A 23,661-nucleotide genomic window follows, 5' to 3' on the forward strand; every position below is an offset into this window, starting at 1 on the left:
AGCCGGAGAGGGGATTCAGGATGCTGCAGCTCCGCGGGATCGAGAAGAGCTATGGCGGGCGCCGCGTGCTCGACGACGTGTCGTTCGACGTGCGTCCCGGCCGCCTGACCGGCTTCGTCGGCGGGAACGGCGCCGGCAAGACCACCACGATGCGCATCGTGCTCGGGGTGCTGGCCGGCGACGGCGGCACGGTGACGCTGGACGGCGCCGAGGTGACGGCATCCGACCGCCGCCGCTTCGGCTACATGCCCGAAGAGCGCGGGCTCTATCCGAAGATGAAGGTGCTGGAGCACATCGTCTATCTCGCGCGGCTGCACGGCTTCTCGAAGACGGATGCCACCGCCCGCGCCACGGCCCTGCTCGAGCGGCTCGGACTCGGCGAGCGCCTGAACGACAACGTCGAGACGCTCTCGCTCGGCAACCAGCAGCGCGCGCAGATCGCCGCGGCGCTGGTGCACGACCCGCAGGTGCTGATCCTCGACGAGCCGTTCTCGGGCCTGGACCCGCTCGCCGTCGACGTCGTCGCCGGCGTGCTGCAGCAGCGTGCCGCGGCGGGCGCCGCCGTGCTGTTCTCGTCGCACCAGCTCGATGTCGTCGAGCGGCTCTGCGACGACCTCGTCATCATCGCCGGCGGCACGATCCGCGCCGCCGGCGCCCGCGACACGCTGCGCGCCCAGCACTCGACGCGCCGCTTCGAGCTGGTGTCGGCGGGCGACGCCGGCTGGCTGCGCACCGAGCCGGGCGTCGAGGTGCTCGACTTCGACGGGGGCTACGCCGTGTTCGACGCCGACACCGACGAGACCGCGCAGCGGGTGCTGCGGCGCGCGGTCGCCCAAGGGGATGTGGCGAGCTTCGCGCCGCAGCATCCGTCCCTCGCTCAGATCTTCAAGGAGGTCATCCAGTGAGCACCACCGGCACCACCCGCGGCAGCGGCGCGACCCTCGGCAGCGGGCAGGCGATCTGGCTCGTCGCCGAGCGCGAGATCGGGTCGAAGCTGCGCAGCAAGGCGTTCGTGATCTCGACGGCGATCCTGTTCATCGGGGCGCTCGCGCTCGTGATCTGGGCGGGCTTCCAGGCCTCCAACAGCACCGGCACGCCGGTGGCCGTGACCGCCGATGCGCAGCAGTACGTCTCCGCGGCGGAGGGCCTGGACGTCACCGACGTCGACGACCGCGCCGCCGCCGAGGCGCTCGTGGCCGACGGCACCGTGGACGCCGGGGTCGTCGGCGACCCGTCGTCGCCGCTGGGCTTCGCCGTGATCGCCGACTCGTCCCCGCCGACGACGCTGCTGCTGCAGCTCGCGCAGGTGCCGCCCGTCGAGCTGCTGAATCCCGACGAGGGCAACGCCGCGCTCGGCTACATCGCCGCCGTGGGCTTCGGCATCGTGTTCCTGCTGGCCGCGTCGCTGTTCGGCGGCACGATCGCGCAGAGCGTCGTCGAAGAGAAGCAGACCCGCGTGGTGGAGCTGCTGATCTCGGCGATCCCCGTCCGGTCGCTGCTGGCCGGCAAGGTGATCGGCAACACGATCCTCGCGATGGGCCAGATCCTGATCCTCGCCGCCATCGCGGTCATCGGCCTGACCGTCACGGATCAGACCGCGCTGCTGCAGGGACTCGGCGGGCCCATCGCCTGGTTCGCGATCTTCTTCCTGTTCGGCTTCATCCTGCTGGCATCTCTGTTCGCAGCGGCCGCGTCGATGGTGTCGCGCCAGGAGGACATCGGCTCGACCACGATGCCGCTCACGATGCTCGTGATGGCGCCGTACTTCCTGGTGATCTTCTTCAACGACAACCCGGTCGTGCTCGCGATCATGTCGTACGTGCCCTTCTCGGCGCCGGTGGGCATGCCGATGCGCATCTTCCTCGGCCAGGCGCAGTGGTGGGAGCCGCTCGTGTCGATCGCGATCCTCATCGCGACATGCGTCGCCGCGATCCTCATCGCCGCGCGCATCTACCAGAACTCGCTGCTGCGCATGGGCGGCCGCGTGAAGCTCTCGGAGGCGCTGGCCGGCTGACGGGCGGGGCGCGGATGCCGCGGGGGCTGGGGCGCGTCGGTTGAGGCGCCTCCGCGGGCGGGAGGCGCGGGCGGGGTATACGAGCAATGGTCGGTTGCGCAGGTGCGCGGCGGCGGCGGCGCGGGTCTGCCCGCCCGCGGAGGGATCGCCACCGAACGCACTCCGGCCAGCACGCCACCACCTCAAGCCCGCACTGCCCTCGCGTCGACCGGCTTCCTCACCTCTGACGGAAGGGGCGACCAAGCTGTGACCTAGCTGGCCATCGACGCCAGGGCGAAAATGCCCACGACCACAAACGTCAGGATTGACCAGCCGACCCAGTCCGGCCACACGCCAGCATCCCACTCACCCGGGGGAAGGTTCAGCGCCTTGCGGATGCGGCCCTCCTCTATCGCGAGATCGTGAAGCGCGTCCGAGCGCTCCTCGCTCCAGTCCTCATCATCGATCGGCCAGCTACGATTCAGGATCTGGACTCTCTCGATCTGAATTTGAGCCAGCCGTTGACGCAGACTCTCTGGGTCTTCGCCTCTCAGCTTTCGTCTGCTTGTCATGATGACCCCGCGAGAGTGAGTCGACATGCGCCGGGAGGGCCGGCGACGCGGTCTGGGTCGTGAGCTCGAACAGTGATGGACTCGAGCAGCTTCGACCAGGGTGGCACTGATGATACTCGCGCGATCAGCCCACTGTCGGGCCGACCGGCGTCGCAGCTACGGGCGCTGGTGGACGCGCGGTCATCGGCGAGTGCGCGGGAGTGTTGTGGTCGCGGCCACCTCGCACATGGGTTGGGTGGGCGTCGATGCCGTCAAGTGGCTCCGCGTCGACGCACCTCGTTGGATCAGTGAGATCTGAACGGGCACGTGATCGGGACCGTGTTCAGGCGAGGCAGTACAACGTGCTTTCAGCGCGGGGCGGGGGGTGCCGCGAGGACGGCGAGCGATCAGTTGCTGTGCGGGCACGTAGTCGGTCGCCGCCGCCCTCGCGCCGGCCGGCCTTCGCTGCGGGCTCAGAGGCCGGCAAAGCCCGGATCCTCGTCGTAATGGCCCGCATATGACCAGATGCTCGGGGGCGGCCCGAGATCTTTCACCCAGGCGCGCTCCTCGACGAACTCATGAGAATCAGTTGAAGAGAAGTAGGAGTTCAACGCGGGACTGTCCATGAACCAATAGACGAAGGCGGGGCCTGCGCCCATCTTCATCAGCTCGAGAACGGGGCGTGCCTCCGCTCGCGGATCTGTCGCGGCCGGTGACGGGTTGCCCGGGCGGACGTGCTCCTCCTGATACCGCAGCGCCCTGCAGAGCAATGTCCCGAAGAGCAGTGGGGAGGCGGTGTCGCGGCCTTCCTGCGGCGTTCGAAAGGGCGCGAGAACTTCCAGAAGCGCGTCACGCTTGTATCGCGCGAGCTTCGTACTGGCGTAGCCGTTGGCGGCAGCGACGACGTCATCAGGCAACACGTCGCAGAGACAGAGGTACCTCGTTATCCGTTCCGCATCGGATGTGTCGCGGTCTCCCATACCCGCCCCCGTGTATCTCCGGTGAGAGAGTACCGCTGACAGCGGTTCATCGAAACGGCGCCAGCGGAGCCAGCGCGGTCGGCTGTATTGCCCAGATCCGGCGTAGCCCCGCGGGGGCATGGCGGCCCGTGCCGACGGTCTCGTGTAATGGCCTCGCCCAAGCGTTCTCATCGCACCACCAACCCGGTTGCGTCTGCTCGGATATCAATGGTCGAGGAAGACAACACGGACCCCTGGGGTGTGCGTCCGAGTCTCGGAAGAGTGACGGGTTGCAGGCGTCGGCATTCCGCCCCTCACCGAGGCTGTCCGGAACTCCGGCGCCGCTGCTTGGGAGGGGCCCCCTCCCCGTACCGTTTACTCCGCGGCGAGCGCGGCGACCGCGCTGGCACTGAGCGGCCCGTCGTACAGCCGGATGCGGGATACCGCTCCGCCGGAGTCCTCGTCCGCTGTGACGGTGTCGTCGCTGAAGATCCGAAGCGTGTTGTTCGCGTCGATCACGGCGATGTCGCCTGTGTCGCGGAAGGACAGCTGTCTGGCCCCGTTGACATAGGCGACGACGTTGTCGGTGGCGTCCCTGGTGAGCACGACACGGGCGTATGAGTCCACTTCGACGACCGTGCCCAGCCCGGTGGCGACCGGAAAGAAGTCCATCCGTCCGTCGGGGCTGTACAGGCCGCTATCTGCCGTGGCGTTGTTGAAGTCGAGGATCTTCGCGTAGCCTTCGAGGCGATCGAAGCGGAACACCAACTCGATCGTGTACTCGCTGCCGATCGCCACCGATGCGGGGGTGAGCTCGAGGCCGCCGCCCCGATCGAACGTCAGCACGGGACGCGTTTGACCGAGCACTGCCTCGTCGATGAATACGGCGCCGGGGGCGCCGATCGCCGTGAGCTCCGTGGCGGCGCCCACCGAGTCGGCCAGCGAGCTCTCGAACCGATAGTCAGCCGTGACAGTTGTCTGACGTGGCGTCTGGCCTTCGCGCGGCGTGGATCCATAGAATTCGCCCGCCTCTTTCGGTCGGTACACGTCGACGACCTCATCGTGGAGCAAGAATCGGACGTATGGCGACAGCTCACCGGACGGCGTGGGTGGGAGCTCGTTGGGGTCCATGTCGATATCGGCGATGGTGTCGACAGAAGGCGCCGTGCACTCGAACACCGAGATGTGATTTTCATGAAGCACGGCGATGCATCGCTGGTGCTCCAGCTTCGTCGTGCTCCATATCTGCAGGGGTCCGTACGAGCCGTATGAGACGAAGTCCTCGACCGTCAAGTCATACCTCACAGGAACGTCATCGTCGGGAGGGATGGAAGCAGGGGCGGGTTGGCCCTGCGGGGTAAGTCGTGCGACCGGTTTGGGCTCGTTCGAGTCCTCGCCGAAGGCACCGATGGCGATGGCTGCGGCCAGCACCGCCACGCCGGCGATGGCCCAGGGCAGCACGCGTCGGCGGCGCCACCACGGGGGCGAGAGGGCTCGGTTGATGGGTTTGGGATCGCCGATCGGCACTCGTGCGGGTTTCGGCTCGGCGACGGATTGTCCGTCACCCTCATACTTGGCGGCCGTCGCGCTGACGGGCTGCGGAACCGATGTCGACCCAGGACGTGACCGTTCCGGAGCCTCAGGGATCGGAGTGCGTTCCGAGGCAGGGGCTTGGCGTGCTGCGGGTGCGTCGGCGACGGGAGCCCGCGCTCGACGTTGGGTTGCCTCCAGTTCGGAAAGGCGAGCCTGAGCCGCAGCATCCTCCGCGATGTCCGCATCAGGTCCGTAAGCGCGTCGCCGCAGGCGCTGCAGCTCATCTGATGGTTCGAAGTCGGCCGGCCCGTTCGGCGCGTCCATGCCCTGATTATCCGCCAGAGCACAACACTGAGAAAGGGAGCACCCGGACGAAACTCACAGCGCCAGACCGGATTCATGGCCGTCAATGGCTGGGAGCTCCAGGACGACAAGCGGACCCCAAAGCCTCCCCGTCGGGGCGGACAACGTCCCGGCCGCGATGGCTTCACGCAGCGAACGACATGCATGTGAGGTGGGCGTACCTCTTCGGTGGGTTGCCCGTTTACGGATCGACGACGCACGTCATGGTCTTCTCAGACGGCGATGCCCGTTGAGGGAAGCGCTCACACCGATGTCGGTTGCGTTCCTCGGCAACAGTCCCGGCAGCGACCTGAGAGCTTTCACCGAGCGGACACCTTCTGTCCGGGAGCATCGCTACCTTCTCATCATGACAACGACAGAGATTACGGCGTTCCTCTATGCGCAGATCCCGTACCGCGATGCGCCCGCCGCCCTCCGATGGCTCGAGCGCGCGTTCGGACTGACGACCACCGCGGAATGGCCCGACGGTGAGGGAGGCATCCAGCACGCCGAAATGCGGCTCGGCGACGCTGTCTTCACCGTCTTCACCGATCGAGCGGGCTACGACCGCGCGCAACCACGCGGCGAGTCGGTCGGGCTTGGGCTGGTGTTCGCCCTGGGCTCTCCGGCCGATGTTGACGACATCTTCCGGTCTGCCCTCGCCGCCGGCGCAGAGGTCGTCTTCGAACCCACCGACACGGAGTGGGGGAACTACCGCTGCCGCGTCCGGGACCTCGAAGGCTATGAGTGGACTTTCGGCACGTACAAGCCCGGCGAGCCGCAGGAGTGGGCGGGCGACGACCAGGTCGACTAAGCGCGCCGAGCGTCGACCGACACCGAACCGATGCCGCCGAGCCGGCCAACGACAGCGGCGCCAACTCCAGATCGCTGCGCGCGACGGTTCGGTTTCCGGGCGCCGGTCGGATAGGGATCGGCTCAGAGCGCGGTCCAACGCGGATGAGGTTCCCGTTGTCGTCCACCACTGCGCACTCCCGCATCCCGTAGCTGCAAGGAGGCGTCGACGTCGGTGACGAAGCGATATCAGGAACCGGCCGTTCCTAGCGGTCGACCCGCTGCCTGCCGCAACTCGGCGCATAGCGCAAGCCCTGGCCGAGGTCGACATAGGCGTGGAAGATATGCGGCGGCAGGGAAGCGCGGTGATCGACGCCGGGCGGACACAGGGGGAGACATGGCGAAGAAAAGCAGGAGTACGACGTCGGTGCGGCGCGTGCCTAAGCGGTTGTACAAGGCCGAGCTGAAGCGTCTTCAGGTCGAGCTGGTCGAGATGCAGCGATGGGTGGCGAAATCAGGAGCGCGCGTCCTGGTGATCTTCGAAGGCCGTGACGCCGCCGGCAAGGGGGGAGCGATCAAACGGGTCACCGAGTACCTCAACCCCCGGCATACGCGCGTGGTCGCGCTCACCAAGCCGTCCAAGCGGGAGCGCGGCCAGTGGTATTTCCAGCGTTACATCGAGCATCTCCCCAGCAAGGGTGAGATCGTGCTGATGGACCGGTCCTGGTACAACCGCGCCGGAGTGGAGCGGGTCATGGGGTACTGCACGGACGAGCAGTATCAGAGGTTCCTGCGTCAGGCGCCTGTCGTGGAGCAGCACCTCATCGAGGACGGCATCCTCCTTATCAAGTACTGGTTCTCGGTCTCGGATGACGAGCAGCAAGCGCGCTTTGTCGCGCGACGCGAAGATCCGATGAAGCTGTGGAAGCTGTCACCGACGGACCTGGAGTCGATTCGCCGGTGGGAGGACTACTCCCGCGCGAAGGACGCCATGTTCGCCGCCACCGACACACCGGGCTCGCCGTGGTGGGTTGTCGAGAGCGACGACAAGCGCAGCGCGCGCTTGAACGCGATCAGCCACCTCCTCGACAGCGTCCCCTACCACCCCCTGGACCGGCCGAAGATAACGATTCCCGACCGCCCCAAGGCGGACGATTACGAGCGGCCACCGATCGAGCAGTTCCGATACGTTCCCGACGTCGCGGCCCAACTCGGCAAGAAGGCAGCGGAGCGTCCGTAAGAGTCACAACCCGCTGCGGCTGGAGCAGGCAAGCGGGAGTGTCAGCGACGACCGATCGTACGCACGATCGAAGCCAGCACCACCACGGCGCCCGCGGCTGCGGCGATCACCACGCCGGGACGCTCGCGATATGTCTGCTTCAGCTTGTCTGTCCACTCCCCCGCGACCGTCTTGGTCTGGGCGACAAGGCTGTCGAAATCGACGCTGTCGGCTACATCCTTGAGACTCGCGGTTGCGGCCTTCGCGGCATCGACGGCGGCGTCGGCGGCTTTTCCGGCCGCGGCCCTTGCCTCGGACGCAGCGCTCTTGGCTCCATCGACGACGTCCCCGACCCTCTCGCTCACCGAGCCTGCGATGTCGCTCACGGTTCCTGCGACATTGCTCTTCGTGGCTTGCGCGCCAGCCGAGACCTCGTCAGCGATCTGCTCCGCCGTGGCGCCGGACGATTCTGCCCCGTCGGCGACCGACATGCTCGCCCGCTCGGCGGCTTCTCCCGCCGCCTGTGTGGCTTCGGAGTTTCCCTGGGTGTCGGTCATTCTCGTCTCCCTTTGTCGTGCGGTCGCGCAATCGTATTGGCGCCACCCGTGACCGAGCACGAAATCGAGGTGGGGTTGCCAGCGGCGCGGACGGATGCTAACTCTGACGACGGCATCCTTCCGGCCTCGCCGGTTCTGTCCGCGCGGACCTCCACCGAGCACCCCGCCCCGCGACGCGTGCTGGTCGACTTCACCCTTCAGGCGAGGGAGTCCACAGGGCCGAAGGCAGCGGGCTCATGGGTGGCGAACGATCGGGCTGGCGGCGGCGCGCGGCCGAAGTAGTCGACTGCGGATCCCTGATCGCCATCCTCGAAACGGGCACGGCTATGTCGCGAAGCGCAGCCCGCGCGCGTCGAGCTCCTCCGCGAGGATCCGCACGGCCTTCGGGCCGACACCATGGATCTCGAGCAGGTCGGACGCGGTGAACGAAGTGAGTTGATCGAATCGAGTGATCCCGTGTACGGCAAGCGCCCGCCGTGCGACCTTCCCGAGCGACACCGGGAACTCCGATTCCCCTTCCACGCGGACACCCTATCGGCCGCACGCGGGGGTTCAGATTCGATTCCGTTGCGTTCAGGAGCCCAGGCCTGGCGGACTCGCTGCGCCTTGCGGTCGCATCACATGACGGACAGGACACCGATCGCAGCAAGCACCACCCATGCCAGGTAGGCGAGGAGGCAGAATCTGTCGGGCCATCCGATGCGGATCTCTGGCGAGCCGCCCTGCCCGCCCGCGGGGGCAAAGGCGATGAGGAACCACACGAGGCCGGCCAACGGAACAACGGATGCGACCGCCAGCGTCCAGCCGAGCTCCGGCGCCACCCCGACCCCTGCCAGCAGCGCAGCAGGCGGGAAGCCCGCGAGCAACACTGCGCCGAGCACCGTGTGCACCCTGCCCGCGGCTGTTGCACCGGCTCGCGGAGTCATGATCGGATCAGCGTCGATGAACGCGGCACCGAGCGCGCCCAGTGCGACAGCGGCGAGGCCGACGGTCAACACGCCACCGAACGGCCACAAGGCGACGCACGCCGCTGCCAGGCCGATGGCCATCCCGACGAAGGCCAGGCGCATGACCCACCCGTAACGCCCGAGGGAGTACTCGCTGATCATCCGCCAGGACGGGTCGTACTCGGGCTCGAGCACGTGAAGGATCGCGATCAGCCCCACCGTGATCCCGCCGGCGACCATCGCCGTCACGGCGGCGATGTCAGCGGCGCTCACTGGGTTACGGCGAATGCCGTGCCCCAGAGAGGGGCGAGCGAGACCGCAGCCACGATGAGCACTGTCGCCGCCCCGAACGCGACGATGTCGATCAGCGGAAGCACCCGGGCGGCGAGCCGCCGGGTCACGGCGACGAGGAGCACCACCGCTGCACCGGCTGCGCAGGTCACCAGCAGCCAACCGACGAGCCACGCGAGGACGGCCAAGTCCTCGGTCGCGTCCAGCGCGACCGGAGTTCCGGCATTCCGAACCCAGAGCGAGTGGTAGGCCCAGAGCGAGAGCACTGCTCCGGTCGACAGCGCGAGCGCGACAGCGCCGGGTATCGTCAACCGATCATTCGTCGCTACCTTCTCCACAGGGGGAACCATAGCGCCGCGTTCTGAGTGATGTCGACGGTGGCGGCCCGATCCGATCGCGAGAGGTGGATGCGGCCTCATGACACAGCGATCAGGGATCGCTGCCAGCCGGAGGATCCGTTGGGCGCGATGGGTGCAGGCTCTTCCAACTGCAGCTCGCCGTTCTTGTTGATCGCACGCACAGAGACGTAGTGGGTGCCGGGCGCGGCATCCCACTCCATGACCCATTGCACCCAGGTGTCGGAGTTGATCGGTGTCGACAGGGTCGCGCGCTGCCACTCGCCGTCGTCGATGCGCACCTCGACGGCCTCGATGCCGACCGACTGCGCCCATGCCACGCCCGCGATGGGGATGCGGCCTGCCGAGACGGTCTTGCCGATCTTCGGGGTGTCGATGCGAGACGAGAACTTGATGGGCGCCTGAGCGCTGTAGCCGCGTGGCGTCCAGTACGCCTCGTCCCGCTCGAACGTGGTGACCGTGAGCTCGGTCACCCACTTCGTGGCCGACACATAGCCGTACAGGCCCGGCACGACCATGCGGACGGGAAACCCGTGTTCGGGCGGGAGCGGCTCACCGTTCATGCCGACGGCGAGGATGGCGTCCAGTCCGTCATCGGTGAGCGCCGACAGCGGGGTGCTGGCGGTGTAGCCGTCGACGCTGCGAGACAGCACCATGTCGGCGTCGGCCTGCGGGCCCGCGAGTCGCAGGACATCGCGGATCGGCACACCGAGCCACATCGCGTTGCCGACGAGGTCGCCGCCGACGACGTTGGACACGCAGGTCAGCGTGATCGCGTACTCGTCGAGCCCCATGGCCAAGAGCTCGTCGAAGGTGAGCTCGATGCGCTGATCCACCATGCCGTCGATCACGAGCCGCCAAGCGGCCGGGTCGACCGTCGGCACCGTGAGCGCGGTGTCCACCCGGTAGAAGTCGGCAGTGGGAGTGAACAACGGTGTGATGCCCGGGACGTCGAGTTCCGCTCCGTCGGGGATCGTCACCGACGACCGGGGCGCGGGCAGGCGCAAGCGCTGACGGATGGCCTCGACGGATGACGTCGCCACGGTCACCGCCCGCGCCGTGATGCCGACCACCACCGCGGACACCCCGGCGATGCCCGCGAGCACGAAGAACCGTCGTCGGTCGATCGCCGGCGCACTGTCATCGCTGGGTTCGGCCGCGACCGCCGGCGTGGCAACGGAGCGCTGCCATGCTCGGAGTCGGCGGCAGAGGAGTGAGAGCGCCACGGATCCTGCCAGCGCCCCGATCACGGGCGGGACGAACGCGAGGGGTGTGGCTCCGGCGCGCGTCACGATCGCCGCGACCGACAGCGCTCCCGCGACGGCGAGCGCGATGACCCCCAGCGGCGGCCGCAGGAACTGCAGGACGCCCGCTACCGCCGACGCGATCACCACCGCCAGACCGAGCCCGACCAGCAGCGCGATCTTGTCGTACTCCCCGAACGTCGAGATCGCGAGCTCCTTGAGGGGCTGCGGAATGACGTCGATGACGAACGACCCGACCGCCAGCACCGGACTCGCCTCCCGGGCCACCAGCAATGCCACCAGCTCCGCAGCCGCAAGGAACACCAGCCCGCTGATCACTCCCGCGACCGCGGCGAAGACGACGAATGCGCTGCGTCCACCCCGTCTTGCCACCATGCCCCCGATCACCCGCTCGCTGAGTGATTCGGAGGCGGGCGCCGATCGGATCGGAGAAGTGCCGCACCACCTCCTCGAGCTGTCGTTCCGATCCGTCGAGGCGCTCGCTCGACGTCGCCCGGTGGAGGATCCCGCGCCGCTACCCCGCCCATCGTATTGATCGGATCGCGCCCACGATAAGCGGTCGTCCGCGGCGTGCGGCAGCGCACTCCGGGCGGTCGTCAGTGGATGGATTCGCCCCGCTCGAGCATCTCGACGTACTCGGCGACGCGTGCGGCTCGCGACGCCGGCCGCTTGAGATTGGCCACGCGGAACGCCATCGCGAACCGGTTCTGCGCCGACTGACTCGCGAACGCCTCGGCGATCCTGGGATCCGCGTCCAAGGCCTCCTGCAACTCCACGGGAAGGTCGCCATCACTCTGCCGATACGCGCTGTCCCAACGCCCGTCCGCCTTCGCGCGGTCGATCTCGTGCTGGCCTTGCGGCCGCATCCGACCCTCCTCGATCAGCCGGGTCACGTGACCGATGTTGACCTTCGACCAGATGCTCCGAGGCCGCCGTGGCGTGAAGGTGTGCAGGTAGTAGTCGGCATCGAGGGATTGCGTCTGGCCATCGATCCACCCGAAGCACAGCGCCACATCGAGCGCCTCGGCATACGTGATGCCGGGCTGGGTCGACGCCTTCTTCCGCAGTCGCAGCCGGACCCCTCTCGGGTCGGGGTCCGAGTCGAGCCACGCCTCCCAATCCGCGACCGTGTCGACGTGCAGCACGGGTTTGGTCACGCGGTCGGCCATGACGGGAGGATAGCTCCGGGCACCGACACGACCGGGGCAGGGCGAGCTCTTGCTCGAGTCCGCGAACGGTTCGGCCTCAGTGCTGTGAGAAACGGGCGGTCTGCATCTGCGCGGCGACGTCAGCGGGATCCTCGGCGCCATAGGACTTCGGCGTGCTGTTCTCGAGCACCCTGCTCAAGGGCGTCCACCCCGCGGCCGAAAGCGGCTCCCACCCCGGCGCCGGGCTCAGCGCTGCGATGGCGCGGTGGTCATCGATTCGGACGCGATCCCATGCGTGGATCACGAGACCGTTGCCGAGGCTGAGGCCGACGTGACCCCAGTTCCGGCGTGTGCCCATGATGTCTCCGACGCCGTCGTAGAAGACCAGCGCCCCCAGCGGGGGCACACCCGAGTTCTCGGCAGAGCCGTACAGTCGAGCGGACTCCGCGGCGTAGTCTCCGCCGAAGATCTCGATGCCGTTGGAGCGTTCGATCGCGTCTTCGACGAACGCAAGGCAACGAGTGGCGTAGTCCGTGTCGCCAAGGCGGGCTCGCGCCCACACGATCGCGTTGGCTGCAATTTCGCGCGTGTCGGTAGTCATCGTGGCGAGCCTACGGGCCCGCGGATGCCGCGCGAAGCGTCGCAGCGGTCGTGTCATCCGGCGTGTGTCAGCACCCGAACGGTGGTGTTGGGAGCGGCTGACGGATCGGTCTCACCGAGTTCGATCACGATAGGCCGGTGGCGCAGCAACTCGTCGCGCTCGTACTGGGCGTACGACATCACGATCACGACGTCGCCCGTGTGGACCAGGCGCGCAGCTGCCCCGTTGATCTGCATGACTCCGGAGCCGCGCTCCCCCGCGATCGTGTAGGTCTCGAACCGCGCACCGTTGTTCACGTCGACCACGTGAACCTGCTCGTTCTCGAGGATGTCAGCGAGCGCGAGAAGGTCGGCGTCGATCGTGATCGACCCCACGTAGTTGAGATCGCTGCCCGTCACGGTCGCGCGATGCAGCTTGGACTTGAGCATGGTTCGAAGCACGTGCGCGACCCGTTCGGTGGTTTGATGGACTGGATCTAAGAATAGTCGTCGCCGGGGCGTCCGCTCGCCGCGACCGTAACGTGCTGCGTCGCGGAGCCGACCTGTCACGCGCGGTGCTCGGCGTCGTCGCCCTCGAGGATCATGCCCACGGAGGTAGCGCAGGCGTCGCCGCGCCAGGCCTCGACGCCCTCGCGGATGGCGAAGCCGGCGATGACCAGGCCTGCGAGCGCGTCGGCCCACCACCAGCCGAAGAGGCTGTTGAGCAGGAGCCCGACCAGGACGGCGGCGGACAGGTAGGCGCAGATCAGCGTCTGCTTGGAGTCGGCGACCGCGGTGGCGGAGCCGAGCTCGCGCCCCGCGCGACGTTCAGCGAGAGACAGGAACGGCATGACGACGAGGCTGAGGGCCGTGATCGTGATCCCGAGCGTGCTGTGCTCCGCTTCGGCCCGGGTCAGCAGCGCCAGCAGCGACGTCGCGATGACGTAGGCGGCGAGGGCGAAGAACGCGACGGCGATGACACGGAGCGTGGGCTTCTCCCAGCGCTCCGGATCCCGGCGAGTGAACTGCCACGCGACCGCCGCCGCGGAGAGCACCTCGATCGTCGAGTCCAGCCCGAACGCGATCAGCGCGCCGGACGACGCGACGCTGCCGGCGGTGATGGCGACGATCGCTTCGACGACGTTGTAGGAGATGGTTGCCGCGACGATCCAGCGAACCCGTCGCTGCAGCACACGTCGACGGTCGGCGCTCAGGGCAGTCGCGCTCATGCGCATGAGCACCCTTCCCCGTCGCAGCAGTCGGGCTCGACGACCAGGACCACCTGAAGCAGCTCGCTCAACGCCGGCGCCAGGTGCGGGTCGGCCAGCCGGTACTCGGTGCGCCGGCCATCCGGCGAGGCTTGTACGAGACCGCAGCCGCGCAGACAGGCGAGCTGGTTCGACATCACCTGCCTCGACACCCCGAGCGCATCCGCCAGATCCGACGGGTATGCCGGGGAGTCTCGCAGCGCCAGCAGGATGCCCACTCGCGTCGGGTCGGAAAGCGCCGACCCGAGCCTGGCGAGCGCGGCGGTGTGGGTGAGCGTGGCGGTGAGAACGGGCACGGCGCCAACGATACAGGGCATCGTGAATCAAGGCAGCCGTGAATCGTCGGCGTCCGCAGTCGCCGCACCAGCGAGGTCCTCGAGCGGCTCGACACCCTCTGGCCCGGCCCCGGCATCGCCCCGGAGGCGTACGCCTGGTGATCCCGCGGTCAGGGAAGGGTCACGTATTGACCCAGGAAGTCGCGGGCTGACTCGGTGTCCAGCCGGTAGGTCTGGCTGGTGGCCCGACACCAGCGGTCGGTGCGCACCGTGGTCGAGACCACGAGGTTGCTGTCGACGCCGCCCAGGAAATGCGGCCCGCCCGAATCACCGAAACAGGTGCCGCCGTCGCCGGTCGAGGGATTCTGCGACAGCTCGAGGGAGTTCGGCCTCAGCGACTGGAAGCTCTGCAGCGCGTAGCGACGCACGCCGTCGCGGCCTTCTACGGAGTTCGGCCCGCCGGTCTTGTCGGTGCGCACGGCGCCGTAGCCGACGGTGGTGAACGTGCTGTCGCGAAGCTCGCCGCTGGCGTTGAGCTGGTCGAGGAGGCCCGCGGTCGGCAGCTCTGCGGGGACGACACCGGGTGGTGCGCTGTCGAGCAGCACGACGGCGATGTCGTGGGTGTCGTCCTGCCGGCCCGAACCCCACAGCGGATGCTGGATCGCGGTTCCCGAGATGAGCCCGGCCGGTGCCGCCGCATCCTCGTCATACGTCGACTCGAACGAGACGTAGTAGGGCTGGCCGACGCTTTCGAGCACGTCGACGCAGTGGGCGACCGTCAGGAAGACGAAGTCGGCGATCAAGGTGCCCGAGCACGTGATGTCAGGTCCGGGGCTTCCGGCGCTCCGGTCGATCACGACGACGCCGACATTGGGGTGCAGGTCACCGTCCTCATCGCCGAAGGTGATCGCGGATGCCGGTGCGGTGCCGGCCCACGCGAGAGCCAGAGCGAGCACGAGGATGAGCAGTTGTCGCATGATCCGACCTTCCTCGCCAGCTCCGTCGTTGCCGGGCTTGGTGCGGCCCATTAGACACCCGGACCCACCCCCTGTCCACGGGGGTCCGTGCACGGCTCGTCCGGCGACGACGCGCGACCGCGCTGGCCGGCACCGGCCCCGCCGACATCGACGAAATGTCGCGTCCGGCGTACGCTGGCGCTCGGGAGCCGAGAGTCATGAGATGGCGACACGAGAAACAGCCCGTCCTCAGCGACGATGAGCAGATCGGGCGCTACGCCTACGTGCTCGGGAACGTCCCCGCGAGCGTCGCCGACAAGGCCTACGCGGCCGCCTTCGCCGGGTTCCCGGCCGCGCAGCGTGAGGACATCCTCGGGCAGCTGCTGTCGCAGCTGCCGCCGGGAGCGGAGACGCCGCCATCCGACGATCCGCTCGCGTTCGCCTCATTCATGCGCGACCTCATGTCGCGCGATGCCCTGGTGCGCATCCCCAGTGCCGCCGTCTTCGCGGCCGCGTTCGTGGCGAGTCCTCCGGTCGCCGCCTACTTCACGACCGGCGCGGGTTCGGTGACCATGGACCATCAGCCGCCCTGGGTGCACGCACTGGGCGGCCACGAGACCGCGCCCGTCGATGCCGGCAGGGTGCATCACCGCCCCCGGCTGGATATGGGCGACTGGCGCGGGGCCGGCTGACGTCCGCTACGACCGCCGCGCACCGTTGCATAGGAGCCGCGCACCCGCCAGCCCCTCCCCCGGCGCAGCGGTCGCTGGCTAACGTGGGCGCATGTCGGCGGAGACCACGCTTCTGATCCTCGGCGCCTCGGGCGACCTCACCTCACGACTGCTGCTGCCGGCGCTCGGCCAGCTGCTCACCCTCGAGCCGCACCGCCGCATCCGGCTGCGCGGCGCCGGCATCGACGACTGGGACGACGCGCACTGGCGCGAGACCGTGCGGCGCTCGTTCGAGTCGGCTGGATTCGCGGCGGCATTCGACGCGATCGCCGAGACGACCTACCAGCGCGCCGACATCACCGACCCCGGCGACCTCGCTCGCCTGCTGTCCGACCGCGACGGCCGGCTCGCCCTCTACTTCGCCGTACCGCCCGCCGTCACGAAGGCGGCGTGCGAGGCGCTCGTCGGCGTCGAGATCCCCAAGGGGACGGTGCTCGCGCTCGAGAAGCCGTTCGGCGTCGACGAGGTGACCGCCCGCGCGCTCAATGCGACGCTGGAGCGCCTGGTGCCCGAGGCGCAGGTGTTCCGCATCGACCACTTCCTCGGCCGGTCGACGACGCTCAACCTGCTCGGCGTGCGCTTCGCCAACCGCATCTTCGCACCGGTGTGGTCGGCGCAGCACATCGAGTCCGTCGTCATCCGCTACGACGAGACGCTCGGGCTCGAGGGACGTGCCGGCTACTACGACCGGGCCGGGGCCCTCGCCGACATGATCCAGAGCCACCTGCTGCAGGTGATGGCGATCCTCGCGATGGAGCCGCCGGCGACGCTGCACGAGCGCGACTTCCGCGACGCCACCTCGGCCGTGCTGCGCGCGACGCACGTGTGGGGCGGCGATCCCGCGACGGCCTCGCGGCGGGCGCGCTACACCGCGGGCACCATCGGCGAGCGGCAGCTGCCGTCCTATGCGGACGAGCCCGGCGTCGACGCCGCACGCCAGACTGAGACGCTCGCGGAGCTCGTGTGCGAGGTGCGCAACGAGCGGTGGCGGGGCGTGCCGTTCACGCTGCGCTCGGGCAAGGCGCTCCCCGAGAAGAAGGGCGAGGTCGTCGTGACGTTCCGCCGCGTCAACCACGTGCCGGAAGGTCTCGTCGGCCAGGCGCCGGGATCCGTCCTGCGCTTCTCGCTGGGACCCGACCACATGGACCTCGAGCTCAACGTCAACGGCGGCGACGACCCGTTCGAGCTCGAGCGCGCGACGATCGGGGCCGACCTCGGCGAGGGCGCGCTCAAGGCCTACGGCGAGGTGCTGTCGGGCATCCTCGACGCCGACGCCACCCTCGCGGTGCGCGGCGACGCCGCCGAGGAGTCGTGGCGCATCGTCGATCCCGTGCTGGCCGCCTGGCGCGCCGGCGAGGTGCCGCTCGAGGAGTACCCCGCCGGGTCGCTGGGCCCCGAAGGCTGGCCCGTGCTGCCGTGACGGATGACGGATGCCGCGGGTCGCGGCATCCGTCTCTCGCAGCCGTCAGCCCGCGCCGCCCAGCATCTGCGGCGCCATCTCGCCCACCGCGATGACGTTGCCCGCCGGGTCGCGGAACCACGCGATGTCGGGACCGCCCTCGAAGCCCCGCGAGATGCCCTTCTCGTCGGTGCCGTAGTCCGGATCGGTGTAGATCTTGGTCACCACGCCTCGCGCGTTGAGGTCGTCGACGGCGGAGTCAACGTCGTCGACCTCGAAGTTGAGGATGGTGAAGACGGCCGGCTCGTGGTCCTCCTTCGGGTAGACGAACACGTGGCCGCCGCCGGGGAGGGCGATCGTGAAGCCGCCGCCCATCTCCTCGTAGACGGTCACGTTCAGCCCGAGCGTGTCGCGATAGAAGGCCGCGGCTGCGCCGATGTCGGGTACGGCGAAGCTCGAGAACGGCCGATCGGGTGTGAACATGCCAACCTCCCAGTGTGTGTCCCCACGGCAACGATCCTCTTGCCCCGTGGGCGTGTCCAGAGGGGCGTCGCTCACCGTCGGCCGACAGTCGCGCGGCGTAGACTCCGGGCATCCATACGAACAGTGACACCGCAGTGACAGTCAACGGGCGGCCCCGGCCGCTCGCCGGCACGCCCCCGCACGCCTCCGCGCTGGACTGGCTGCGCGGCCTCGGCCTGACCGGCGCGAAGGAGGGCTGCGCCGAGGGCGAGTGCGGCGCGTGCGCGGTGCTGCTGGCCACCCCGACGCCGGACGGCGGCACGTCCTTGACGCCGGTGAACGCGTGCCTGCTGCCGGCCCTCGCGCTGGACGGCCAGGAGGTCGTCACCGCCGAGGGGCTCGGCTCGCCCGACGACCTGCATCCGGTGCAGGAGGAGCTCGCGGCGGCCGGCGGCTCGCAGTGCGGATACTGCACGCCCGGCTTCGTGTGCAGCATGGCCGCCGAGTTCTACCGGCCGGACCGCGCGCCGCAGGAGGCCACCGCCGAGCACGGGCCGAACGGGTTCGACCTGCACGCCATCGGCGGCAACCTCTGCCGCTGCACCGGCTACCGCCCGATCCGCGATGCCGCGTTCGCGCTCGGGATGCCGCAGCCCGGCGACCCGCTCCGGGAGCGGCTCGACGCGCCTGCGCCCGAGGCCGTCGCCACCGATGAAGAGGTGGCGGGCGCGCGCTTCGTGCGGCCGACGTCCCTCGACGAGGCGCTCGTCCTCCTGCGCGACGAGCCCGCCGCGGTCCCGGTGGCGGGATGCACCGACTGGGGCGTCGAGGTGAACCTGCGCGGCGCCCGCGCGCCGATCGTCGTGGCCATAGACCGGCTGGCCGAGCTGCGCGCCGTCGAGGTGGGCGACGACGTCATCCGGATCGGCGCCGCCGTTGCGCTGTCCGACGTCGAGCGCTCCCTCGGTGAGCGCGTGCCGCTCCTCGGGCAGCTGCTCCCCCAGTTCGCGTCGCGGCTGATCCGCAACCGGGCCACCCTCGGCGGCAACCTGGGCACCGCGTCGCCTATCGGGGACGCCGCCCCGGCGCTGCTCGCGCTCGGGGCCGAGGTCGTGCTCGTGTCCGCCGACGGCGGCGAGCGCGCCGTCGACCTGGCGGACTACTTCACGGGCTACCGCACCACCGTCCGGCGCCCGGGCGAGCTCATCCGCGAGGTGCGCATCCCCGCGTCCGGCCACTCGATCACGGCGTTCCACAAGGTCTCGAAGCGGCGCTTCGACGACATCTCGTCGGTGGCGGTCGCGGTCGCGCTCGACCTCGAGGACGGAATCATCGCGCGCGCCCGCATCGGACTGGGCGGCGTCGCCGCCACGCCGCTGCGTGCGTACGCCACCGAGCGGGCGCTCATCGGACGCCCGTGGGACGCCGACACGGCACGGGCGGCCTCCGCCGTGCTCGAGGGCGAGGGCACGCCCATGAGCGACCACCGCGCCGGAGCCGCGTACCGCGCGCGGATGCTCGGCACGGCGCTGTTCGCCCTGCACGCGGGCGCCGCATCCGATCCGGCGGAGGTGCCGGCATGAGCGGGCTCGCCGATCGCCCCGAGAACCCCGTGGTCGGTCGGCCGGCCGTGCACGAGAGCGCCGCGCTGCACGTCACCGGCGCCGCCGTGTACACCGACGACCTCGCGGCACGCGCGCACGGCGTGCTCACCGCGTGGCCGGTGGCCTCGACCTCGGCGCACGCCCGGGTGACGCTCGACGTCACCCCGGCCGCCGCCGTGCCGGGGGTCGTCCGCGTGCTCACCGCCGACGACGTGCCGGGCGTCAACGACGCCGGAGTCAAGCACGACGAGCCGCTCTTCCCGTCCGAGGCGATGTTCCACGGGCACGCGCTGGCGTGGGTGCTCGGCGAGACGCCGGAGGCGGCGCGGCTGGGCGCCGCCGCCGTCGTCGTCTCGTACGAGCCGCTGCCGTCGCTCATCACGGTGCCCGAGGCCATTCAGGCCGGGTCGTTCCAGGGCAAGGCGCTGACGATCGAACGCGGGGACACGGCATCCGCCCTCTCCTCCTCCGCCGTCGTGCTCGAGGGCGTGAGCGAGTGCGGCGGGCAGGAGCACTTCTCGCTCGAGACCCACGCGGCCTTCGCGGTGCGCGAGCCCGACGGGCGGTACTTCGTCGAATCGTCGACGCAGCACCCGTCCGAGACGCAGGAGATCGTGGCGCACGTGCTCGGCGTCGCGTCGAGCGAGGTGACGGTGCAGTGCCTGCGCATGGGCGGGGGGTTCGGCGGCAAGGAGATGCAGCCGCACGGGTTCGCCGCCATCGCCGCGCTCGGGGCGAAGCTCACCGGCCGCCCGGTGCGGCTGCGCCTCACCCGCGCGCAGGACATCACGATGACCGGCAAGCGGCACCCGTTCCACATGTCGTGGCGCGTCGGCTTCGACGCCGACGGGCGCCTGCAGGCGCTGGAGGCGACGCTGACGTCGGACGGCGGGTGGAGCCTGGACCTGTCGGAGCCGGTGCTCGGCCGTGCCCTGTGCCACGTCGACAACGCCTACTGGATCCCGAACGTGCGCGTGCACGGACGCGTGGCGAAGACGAACAAGCCGTCGAACACCGCGTTCCGCGGGTTCGGCGGGCCGCAGGGCTCGTTCCTGATCGAAGACATCCTGGGCCGCGCGGCTCCCGTGCTGGGGCTCGACCCGCTCGAGCTGCGTGAGAAGAACTTCTACCGCCCCGGGCAGTCCACGCACTACGGGCAGCCGGTGAAGGACGCCGAGCGCATCTCGGTCATCTGGAACCAGCTCCGCGCCGAGAGCGACCTCGACGCCCGGCTGCGCGAGGTCGCGCAGTTCAACGCCGCCCACCCCGATCGCAAGCGCGGGCTGGCGATGACCCCCGTGAAGTTCGGCATCTCGTTCACCTTCACGTCCTTCAACCAGGCCGGCGCGCTCGTCATCGTCTACCGCGACGGCTCGGTGCTCATCAACCACGGCGGCACCGAGATGGGGCAGGGACTGCACACGAAGATGCTGCAGGTCGCCGCGACCGCTCTCGGCGTGGAGCTGCACCAGGTTCGGCTGGCACCCACCCGCACCGACAAGGTGCCCAACACCTCCGCCACGGCGGCGTCGTCGAGCGCCGACCTCAACGGCGGCGCGATCAAGATCGCGTGCGAGGAGATCCGCGGCCGGCTCGCCGCCGTCGCCGGGCGCCTGCTCGGCGTCGACGAGCGCGACGTGCGGTTCTCGGGCGGCGAGGTCTTCGCGCTCGGCGGCACCGGGCCGCGTCTGTCGTTCGCGGAGGTCGTCGCCGCCGCCTACCTGCAGCGCGTGCAGCTCTTCGCCGCGGGCTACTACCGCACCGAGGGCCTGCACTGGGACGCCGACCGCCAGCAGGGGTCGCCCTTCAAGTACTTCGCCTACGGCTGCGCGGCCACCGAGGTCGAGGTCGACGGGTTCACCGGCGCCTACCGGCTGCGGCGGGTCGACATCGTGCACGACGCCGGCGACTCGCTGTCGCCGCGGCTCGACCTCGGGCAGGTCGAGGGCGGCTTCGTGCAGGGCGTCGGCTGGCTGACGCTCGAGGATTTGCGATGGGATGACGGCGACGGCCCCGCCCGCGGCCGCCTGCAGACCCCGTCGGCGAGCACCTACAAGCTGCCGAGCCTGTCCGAGATGCCCGAGGAGTTCCACGTGCGGCTCTTCGACGACGCCCGCGAGGACGGTGCCGTGTACGGCTCGAAGGCCGTCGGTGAGCCGCCGCTCCTGCTCGCCTTCAGCGCCCGCGAGGCCCTCCGGCAGGCGGTCGGGGCGTTCGGCCCGCAGAGACGCAGCGTCGAGCTCGCCTCCCCGGCGACACCCGAGGCGGTGTTCTGGGCGGTCGAGGCCGCGCGCGCCGCCGACGGCCACGGGGCGGAGCCGCGTCAGGCGGAGGCATCGGTCGACGGCAACGGAGGCAAGCCGCGCACGGCCGAGGCATCCGTCGACGACTCCGGCACGAGCGAGACCGGCCTGCTCACGGCGGGCCGCTGAGGCCATGGACTGGCTCGACGCGGTGCAGGCACTGCGTGCCGCACGAACGCCGGCCGTCATCGTGACGCTGGCGATGGTGCGCGGGCACGCCCCGCGCAACGGCGGCGCGAAGATGGTCGTCTCGCCCGCCGAGGTGTTCGGCACGGTCGGCGGCGGCAACCTCGAGGCGACCGCCGTATCGCGGGCGCGCGAGATGCTCGAAGCGGGCGCGGCCGAGCCCGACCTGCTCACGCTCACCCTCAGCGACAAGGCGACGACGGACTATGGGGTGCAGTGCTGTGGAGGCGAGGTCACGCTGATGCTGGAACCGGTGCGGGTCGTCCCCTCCATCGCCGTGTTCGGACTGGGCCACGTCGGCCTCGAGCTGGCGCGCATCCTCGCCCGCCAGCACGTCGACCTGCACCTCGTCGACTCCCGCGGCACCATGCTGGAGCCCGCCCGGCTCGGCGTGGACGGCGCGCCGGGGCCGCTGGGCGACGCCGTCGCGCACGTCTTCGTGCACCACGCCCCTGTGCCCGAGTCCGTGCTGCGCGAGGTGCCGGCCGGAACGCACGTGCTCGTCATGACCCACGATCACGCCGAGGACCTCGCGATCGTCGATCAGGCCCTGCGCGTCGAGGGCATCGGCTCGATCGGGCTCATCGGCTCGCGCTCGAAGTGGGCCCGCTTCCGCGCGCGATTGACGGATGCCGGGCACGACGACGCCGCGCTGGCCCGCGTCGTGACCCCCATCGGCCTTGCCGAGGTCGCCGGCAAGCAGCCCGCCACGATCGCGGTGAGCGTCGCTGCGCGCCTGCTGCAGCTCATCGAGGAGACCGCCCCCGTCGCGGGTCCCTGAGCCGGCTCTCGCGGCGGGACTCAGTACTCGATGCGGGTGGCGGTGCGGTGCCACTCCGTGAAGGGGGCGACCCTGACCTCGTCGGGGAGGGCGACGGATGCCACCGGCATGGCCTCGCGGTGCTCCGGGCCGCCGTCGAAGTACTGGTAGAAGCGGGCGTCGTCGAACCCGGCGGCGGCCGCGTCCTCGCGGTCGGCGGCGAAGTACACGCGGTCCACCCGCGCCCACAGCGCCGCGCCGAGGCACATCGGGCAGGGCTCGCAGCTCGCGTACAGCGTCGCCCCGCTGAGGTCGAACGTGCCGAGCCCCTGGCAGGCGCGGCGGATCGCGGTGACCTCGGCGTGGGCGGACGGGTCGAGGTCGGCGGTCACCCGGTTGACGCCCTCGAACACACGGCCGTCGGCCGACACGACCACGGCGCCGAACGGCCCACCCGCGTTGCGGACGTTCTCGGTCGCGATCTCGATGGCGCGGGCGAGGTGACGGGCCGGTTCCCGGTCGAAGGAGGACACGCTTCACCCTACGAGCGGGCGACGCCGCGCGCACCGCACCGCGCCGCGACCCCGCCCGTCTCGGCGCTCGTCGGGGTCGGTGCCCGGCGTGGCGCCGGGGTCAGCGCTCGACGAGCACGCCGTCCGCGTCGGCCCAGACGTGCCTGCCCGGCGAGAACACCACGCCGGCGATCTCCACCGGCACATCCACCTCGCCGGCGCCGGCCTTGGCGCTCTTGCGGGGATTCGACCCGAGCGCCTTGACGCCGAGGTCGAGCGCCGCGAGCGCGGCACGGTCGCGGACCGCGCCATGCACGATGATGCCGGACCAGCCGTTCTCGACGGCGGAGCCCGCGATGAGGTCGCCGACGAGCGCCGACTCGAGCGAGCCGCCCCCGTCGACGACGAGCACCGCGCCGTCGCCGGGCGTGGCGAGCACCGACTTCACGAGCGCGTTGTCGCGGTGGCAGCGCACGGTGCGGATCGGCCCGTCGAAGGCCACCCGCCCGCCCAGGTCGCACAGCTGCAGCGCGAGCGAGTCCAGCTCGTCGCCGCGATCGTCGTACAGGTCGGCCGTCGCGGTGGTCATGGGCTCAGGCTATGACGCGGCCGCGGGGCGCGGCATCCGTCATCGGCAGAAGTTCCCGCACCCTTCTGCCGGCCGCGAGAAGCG

At 70.0% G+C, this 23,661-nt stretch carries 26 protein-coding genes; 9 read left to right on the forward strand and 17 right to left on the reverse strand.

Going from position 1 to position 23,661, the window contains the following annotated elements; translation table 11 throughout:
* Window positions 1-20: 20 nt before the first annotated feature.
* Both ACWGUG_RS01960 and ACWGUG_RS01965 read left to right on the forward strand, forming a co-directional pair.
* On the forward strand, window positions 21-905 hold the full coding sequence (locus tag ACWGUG_RS01960; protein ID WP_452323661.1) for an ABC transporter ATP-binding protein: 885 nt from the start codon (window positions 21-23) through the stop codon (window positions 903-905).
* The gene (locus ACWGUG_RS01965) at window positions 902-2,014 is read left to right on the forward strand and encodes an ABC transporter permease (RefSeq protein ID WP_452323662.1); all 1,113 of its coding nucleotides are present in this window, start codon (window positions 902-904) and stop codon (window positions 2,012-2,014) included. The genes ACWGUG_RS01960 and ACWGUG_RS01965 overlap by 4 nt, the downstream gene beginning before the upstream one ends.
* Window positions 2,015-2,265: 251 nt before the next feature.
* Here the strand turns inward: ACWGUG_RS01965 and ACWGUG_RS01970 are convergent, their stop codons facing one another.
* The 3 genes from ACWGUG_RS01970 to ACWGUG_RS01980 all read right to left on the reverse strand — a co-directional run bounded on the left by ACWGUG_RS01970 (window position 2,266) and on the right by ACWGUG_RS01980 (window position 5,360).
* Entirely contained in the window at window positions 2,266-2,565 is a 300-nt protein-coding gene (locus ACWGUG_RS01970) for a hypothetical protein (protein WP_336394209.1), read from the reverse strand.
* 452 nt (window positions 2,566-3,017) lie between these two features.
* Window positions 3,018-3,524, reverse strand: coding sequence for a hypothetical protein (locus tag ACWGUG_RS01975; RefSeq protein WP_336394208.1), 507 nt, complete (start codon window positions 3,522-3,524; stop codon window positions 3,018-3,020).
* A gap of 354 nt (window positions 3,525-3,878) precedes the next feature.
* On the reverse strand, window positions 3,879-5,360 hold the full coding sequence (locus ACWGUG_RS01980) for a LamG-like jellyroll fold domain-containing protein (protein ID WP_452323663.1): 1,482 nt from the start codon (window positions 5,358-5,360) through the stop codon (window positions 3,879-3,881).
* A 268-nt stretch (window positions 5,361-5,628) separates the two neighbouring features.
* Between ACWGUG_RS01980 and ACWGUG_RS01985 the strand changes: the two genes are divergently transcribed.
* On the forward strand, window positions 5,629-6,192 hold the full coding sequence (locus tag ACWGUG_RS01985) for a VOC family protein (protein ID WP_452323664.1): 564 nt from the start codon (window positions 5,629-5,631) through the stop codon (window positions 6,190-6,192).
* A gap of 375 nt (window positions 6,193-6,567) precedes the next feature.
* Entirely contained in the window at window positions 6,568-7,410 is an 843-nt protein-coding gene (gene ppk2, locus ACWGUG_RS01990; protein WP_452323665.1) for a polyphosphate kinase 2, read from the forward strand.
* A 41-nt stretch (window positions 7,411-7,451) separates the two neighbouring features.
* Here the strand turns inward: ppk2 and ACWGUG_RS01995 are convergent, their stop codons facing one another.
* The 11 genes from ACWGUG_RS01995 to ACWGUG_RS02045 form a co-directional block, all read right to left on the reverse strand.
* Entirely contained in the window at window positions 7,452-7,946 is a 495-nt protein-coding gene (locus tag ACWGUG_RS01995) for a hypothetical protein (protein WP_452323666.1), read from the reverse strand.
* Window positions 7,947-8,270: 324 nt separating this feature from the next.
* Window positions 8,271-8,468, reverse strand: a complete 198-nt coding sequence (locus ACWGUG_RS02000) for a helix-hairpin-helix domain-containing protein (protein WP_336394205.1) — start codon at window positions 8,466-8,468, stop codon at window positions 8,271-8,273.
* Window positions 8,469-8,563: 95 nt separating this feature from the next.
* The gene (locus ACWGUG_RS02005) at window positions 8,564-9,166 is read right to left on the reverse strand and encodes a DUF998 domain-containing protein (RefSeq protein ID WP_378878879.1); all 603 of its coding nucleotides are present in this window, start codon (window positions 9,164-9,166) and stop codon (window positions 8,564-8,566) included.
* A complete protein-coding gene (locus ACWGUG_RS02010) occupies window positions 9,163-9,495 on the reverse strand; it encodes a hypothetical protein (RefSeq protein ID WP_452323667.1) in 333 nt (110 codons plus the stop codon). Before ACWGUG_RS02010 ends, ACWGUG_RS02005 begins: the two co-directional genes overlap by 4 nt.
* Window positions 9,496-9,599: 104 nt before the next feature.
* Window positions 9,600-11,180: a molybdopterin-dependent oxidoreductase gene (locus ACWGUG_RS02015; protein WP_452323668.1), complete on the reverse strand. Its 1,581-nt coding sequence runs from the start codon at window positions 11,178-11,180 to the stop codon at window positions 9,600-9,602.
* Window positions 11,181-11,401: 221 nt separating this feature from the next.
* A complete protein-coding gene (locus ACWGUG_RS02020; protein WP_452323669.1) occupies window positions 11,402-11,974 on the reverse strand; it encodes a YdeI/OmpD-associated family protein in 573 nt (190 codons plus the stop codon).
* 76 nt (window positions 11,975-12,050) lie between these two features.
* Window positions 12,051-12,554 carry an NlpC/P60 family protein gene (locus tag ACWGUG_RS02025; RefSeq protein ID WP_452323670.1) on the reverse strand — a complete coding sequence of 168 codons (504 nt, stop codon included), beginning with the start codon at window positions 12,552-12,554 and terminating at the stop codon, window positions 12,051-12,053.
* A gap of 53 nt (window positions 12,555-12,607) precedes the next feature.
* A complete protein-coding gene (gene panD, locus ACWGUG_RS02030; RefSeq protein WP_378878887.1) occupies window positions 12,608-12,994 on the reverse strand; it encodes an aspartate 1-decarboxylase in 387 nt (128 codons plus the stop codon).
* A 104-nt stretch (window positions 12,995-13,098) separates the two neighbouring features.
* The gene (locus tag ACWGUG_RS02035; protein ID WP_452323671.1) at window positions 13,099-13,761 is read right to left on the reverse strand and encodes a cation diffusion facilitator family transporter; all 663 of its coding nucleotides are present in this window, start codon (window positions 13,759-13,761) and stop codon (window positions 13,099-13,101) included.
* Window positions 13,758-14,096 (reverse strand): ArsR/SmtB family transcription factor, encoded by a 339-nt coding sequence (locus ACWGUG_RS02040; protein WP_336394197.1) that lies wholly within the window; start codon window positions 14,094-14,096, stop codon window positions 13,758-13,760. Before ACWGUG_RS02040 ends, ACWGUG_RS02035 begins: the two co-directional genes overlap by 4 nt.
* 149 nt (window positions 14,097-14,245) lie before the next feature.
* Window positions 14,246-15,052 carry a trypsin-like serine protease gene (locus ACWGUG_RS02045; protein ID WP_452323672.1) on the reverse strand — a complete coding sequence of 269 codons (807 nt, stop codon included), beginning with the start codon at window positions 15,050-15,052 and terminating at the stop codon, window positions 14,246-14,248.
* A 197-nt stretch (window positions 15,053-15,249) separates the two neighbouring features.
* On the opposite strand from ACWGUG_RS02045, the gene ACWGUG_RS02050 reads away from it, so the two are divergent.
* Complete coding sequence (locus ACWGUG_RS02050) at window positions 15,250-15,723, forward strand: hypothetical protein (RefSeq protein WP_378878895.1); 474 nt, start codon at window positions 15,250-15,252, stop codon at window positions 15,721-15,723.
* Between the two features lie 91 nt (window positions 15,724-15,814).
* Window positions 15,815-17,182 (forward strand): glucose-6-phosphate dehydrogenase, encoded by a 1,368-nt coding sequence (locus tag ACWGUG_RS02055; RefSeq protein WP_452323673.1) that lies wholly within the window; start codon window positions 15,815-15,817, stop codon window positions 17,180-17,182.
* Between the two features lie 45 nt (window positions 17,183-17,227).
* Here ACWGUG_RS02055 and ACWGUG_RS02060 read toward each other — a convergent pair whose 3' ends face one another.
* Window positions 17,228-17,644 carry a VOC family protein gene (locus ACWGUG_RS02060; protein WP_336394193.1) on the reverse strand — a complete coding sequence of 139 codons (417 nt, stop codon included), beginning with the start codon at window positions 17,642-17,644 and terminating at the stop codon, window positions 17,228-17,230.
* Window positions 17,645-17,778: 134 nt separating this feature from the next.
* Between ACWGUG_RS02060 and ACWGUG_RS02065 the strand changes: the two genes are divergently transcribed.
* The 3 genes from ACWGUG_RS02065 to xdhC are packed head-to-tail and all read left to right on the forward strand — an operon-like array spanning window position 17,779 to window position 22,497.
* The gene (locus ACWGUG_RS02065) at window positions 17,779-19,206 is read left to right on the forward strand and encodes a xanthine dehydrogenase small subunit (RefSeq protein ID WP_452323674.1); all 1,428 of its coding nucleotides are present in this window, start codon (window positions 17,779-17,781) and stop codon (window positions 19,204-19,206) included.
* A complete protein-coding gene (gene xdhB, locus ACWGUG_RS02070; RefSeq protein ID WP_452323675.1) occupies window positions 19,203-21,659 on the forward strand; it encodes a xanthine dehydrogenase molybdopterin binding subunit in 2,457 nt (818 codons plus the stop codon). The genes ACWGUG_RS02065 and xdhB overlap by 4 nt, the downstream gene beginning before the upstream one ends.
* 4 nt (window positions 21,660-21,663) lie before the next feature.
* Window positions 21,664-22,497, forward strand: a complete 834-nt coding sequence (xdhC, locus tag ACWGUG_RS02075; RefSeq protein WP_452323676.1) for a xanthine dehydrogenase accessory protein XdhC — start codon at window positions 21,664-21,666, stop codon at window positions 22,495-22,497.
* 20 nt (window positions 22,498-22,517) lie between these two features.
* On the opposite strand, the gene ACWGUG_RS02080 is transcribed toward xdhC, so the two are convergent.
* On the reverse strand, window positions 22,518-23,009 hold the full coding sequence (locus ACWGUG_RS02080) for a nucleoside deaminase (RefSeq protein ID WP_378878905.1): 492 nt from the start codon (window positions 23,007-23,009) through the stop codon (window positions 22,518-22,520).
* Window positions 23,010-23,109: 100 nt separating this feature from the next.
* Entirely contained in the window at window positions 23,110-23,577 is a 468-nt protein-coding gene (gene rraA, locus ACWGUG_RS02085; protein ID WP_378878907.1) for a ribonuclease E activity regulator RraA, read from the reverse strand.
* Window positions 23,578-23,661: the final 84 nt, after the last annotated feature.

It is taken from the genome of Microbacterium sp. NPDC055455, assembly GCF_053619935.1.

What these genes read in the sequence shown, in the direction of transcription:
- ACWGUG_RS01960 (WP_452323661.1), top strand. Translation starts at nt 21, where the DNA reads ATGCTGCAGCTCCGCGGGATCGAGAAGAGCTATGGCGGGCGCCGCGTG.
- ACWGUG_RS01970 (WP_336394209.1), bottom strand. Translation starts at nt 2,565, where the DNA reads ATGACAAGCAGACGAAAGCTGAGAGGCGAAGACCCAGAGAGTCTGCGT.
- ACWGUG_RS01975 (WP_336394208.1), bottom strand. Translation starts at nt 3,524, where the DNA reads ATGGGAGACCGCGACACATCCGATGCGGAACGGATAACGAGGTACCTC.
- ACWGUG_RS01980 (WP_452323663.1), bottom strand. Translation starts at nt 5,360, where the DNA reads ATGGACGCGCCGAACGGGCCGGCCGACTTCGAACCATCAGATGAGCTG.
- ppk2 (WP_452323665.1), top strand. Translation starts at nt 6,568, where the DNA reads ATGGCGAAGAAAAGCAGGAGTACGACGTCGGTGCGGCGCGTGCCTAAG.
- ACWGUG_RS01995 (WP_452323666.1), bottom strand. Translation starts at nt 7,946, where the DNA reads ATGACCGACACCCAGGGAAACTCCGAAGCCACACAGGCGGCGGGAGAA.
- ACWGUG_RS02015 (WP_452323668.1), bottom strand. Translation starts at nt 11,180, where the DNA reads ATGGTGGCAAGACGGGGTGGACGCAGCGCATTCGTCGTCTTCGCCGCG.
- ACWGUG_RS02020 (WP_452323669.1), bottom strand. Translation starts at nt 11,974, where the DNA reads ATGGCCGACCGCGTGACCAAACCCGTGCTGCACGTCGACACGGTCGCG.
- ACWGUG_RS02025 (WP_452323670.1), bottom strand. Translation starts at nt 12,554, where the DNA reads ATGACTACCGACACGCGCGAAATTGCAGCCAACGCGATCGTGTGGGCG.
- ACWGUG_RS02035 (WP_452323671.1), bottom strand. Translation starts at nt 13,761, where the DNA reads ATGAGCGCGACTGCCCTGAGCGCCGACCGTCGACGTGTGCTGCAGCGA.
- ACWGUG_RS02045 (WP_452323672.1), bottom strand. Translation starts at nt 15,052, where the DNA reads ATGCGACAACTGCTCATCCTCGTGCTCGCTCTGGCTCTCGCGTGGGCC.
- ACWGUG_RS02050 (WP_378878895.1), top strand. Translation starts at nt 15,250, where the DNA reads ATGAGATGGCGACACGAGAAACAGCCCGTCCTCAGCGACGATGAGCAG.
- ACWGUG_RS02055 (WP_452323673.1), top strand. Translation starts at nt 15,815, where the DNA reads ATGTCGGCGGAGACCACGCTTCTGATCCTCGGCGCCTCGGGCGACCTC.
- ACWGUG_RS02060 (WP_336394193.1), bottom strand. Translation starts at nt 17,644, where the DNA reads ATGTTCACACCCGATCGGCCGTTCTCGAGCTTCGCCGTACCCGACATC.
- xdhB (WP_452323675.1), top strand. Translation starts at nt 19,203, where the DNA reads ATGAGCGGGCTCGCCGATCGCCCCGAGAACCCCGTGGTCGGTCGGCCG.
- xdhC (WP_452323676.1), top strand. Translation starts at nt 21,664, where the DNA reads ATGGACTGGCTCGACGCGGTGCAGGCACTGCGTGCCGCACGAACGCCG.
- rraA (WP_378878907.1), bottom strand. Translation starts at nt 23,577, where the DNA reads ATGACCACCGCGACGGCCGACCTGTACGACGATCGCGGCGACGAGCTG.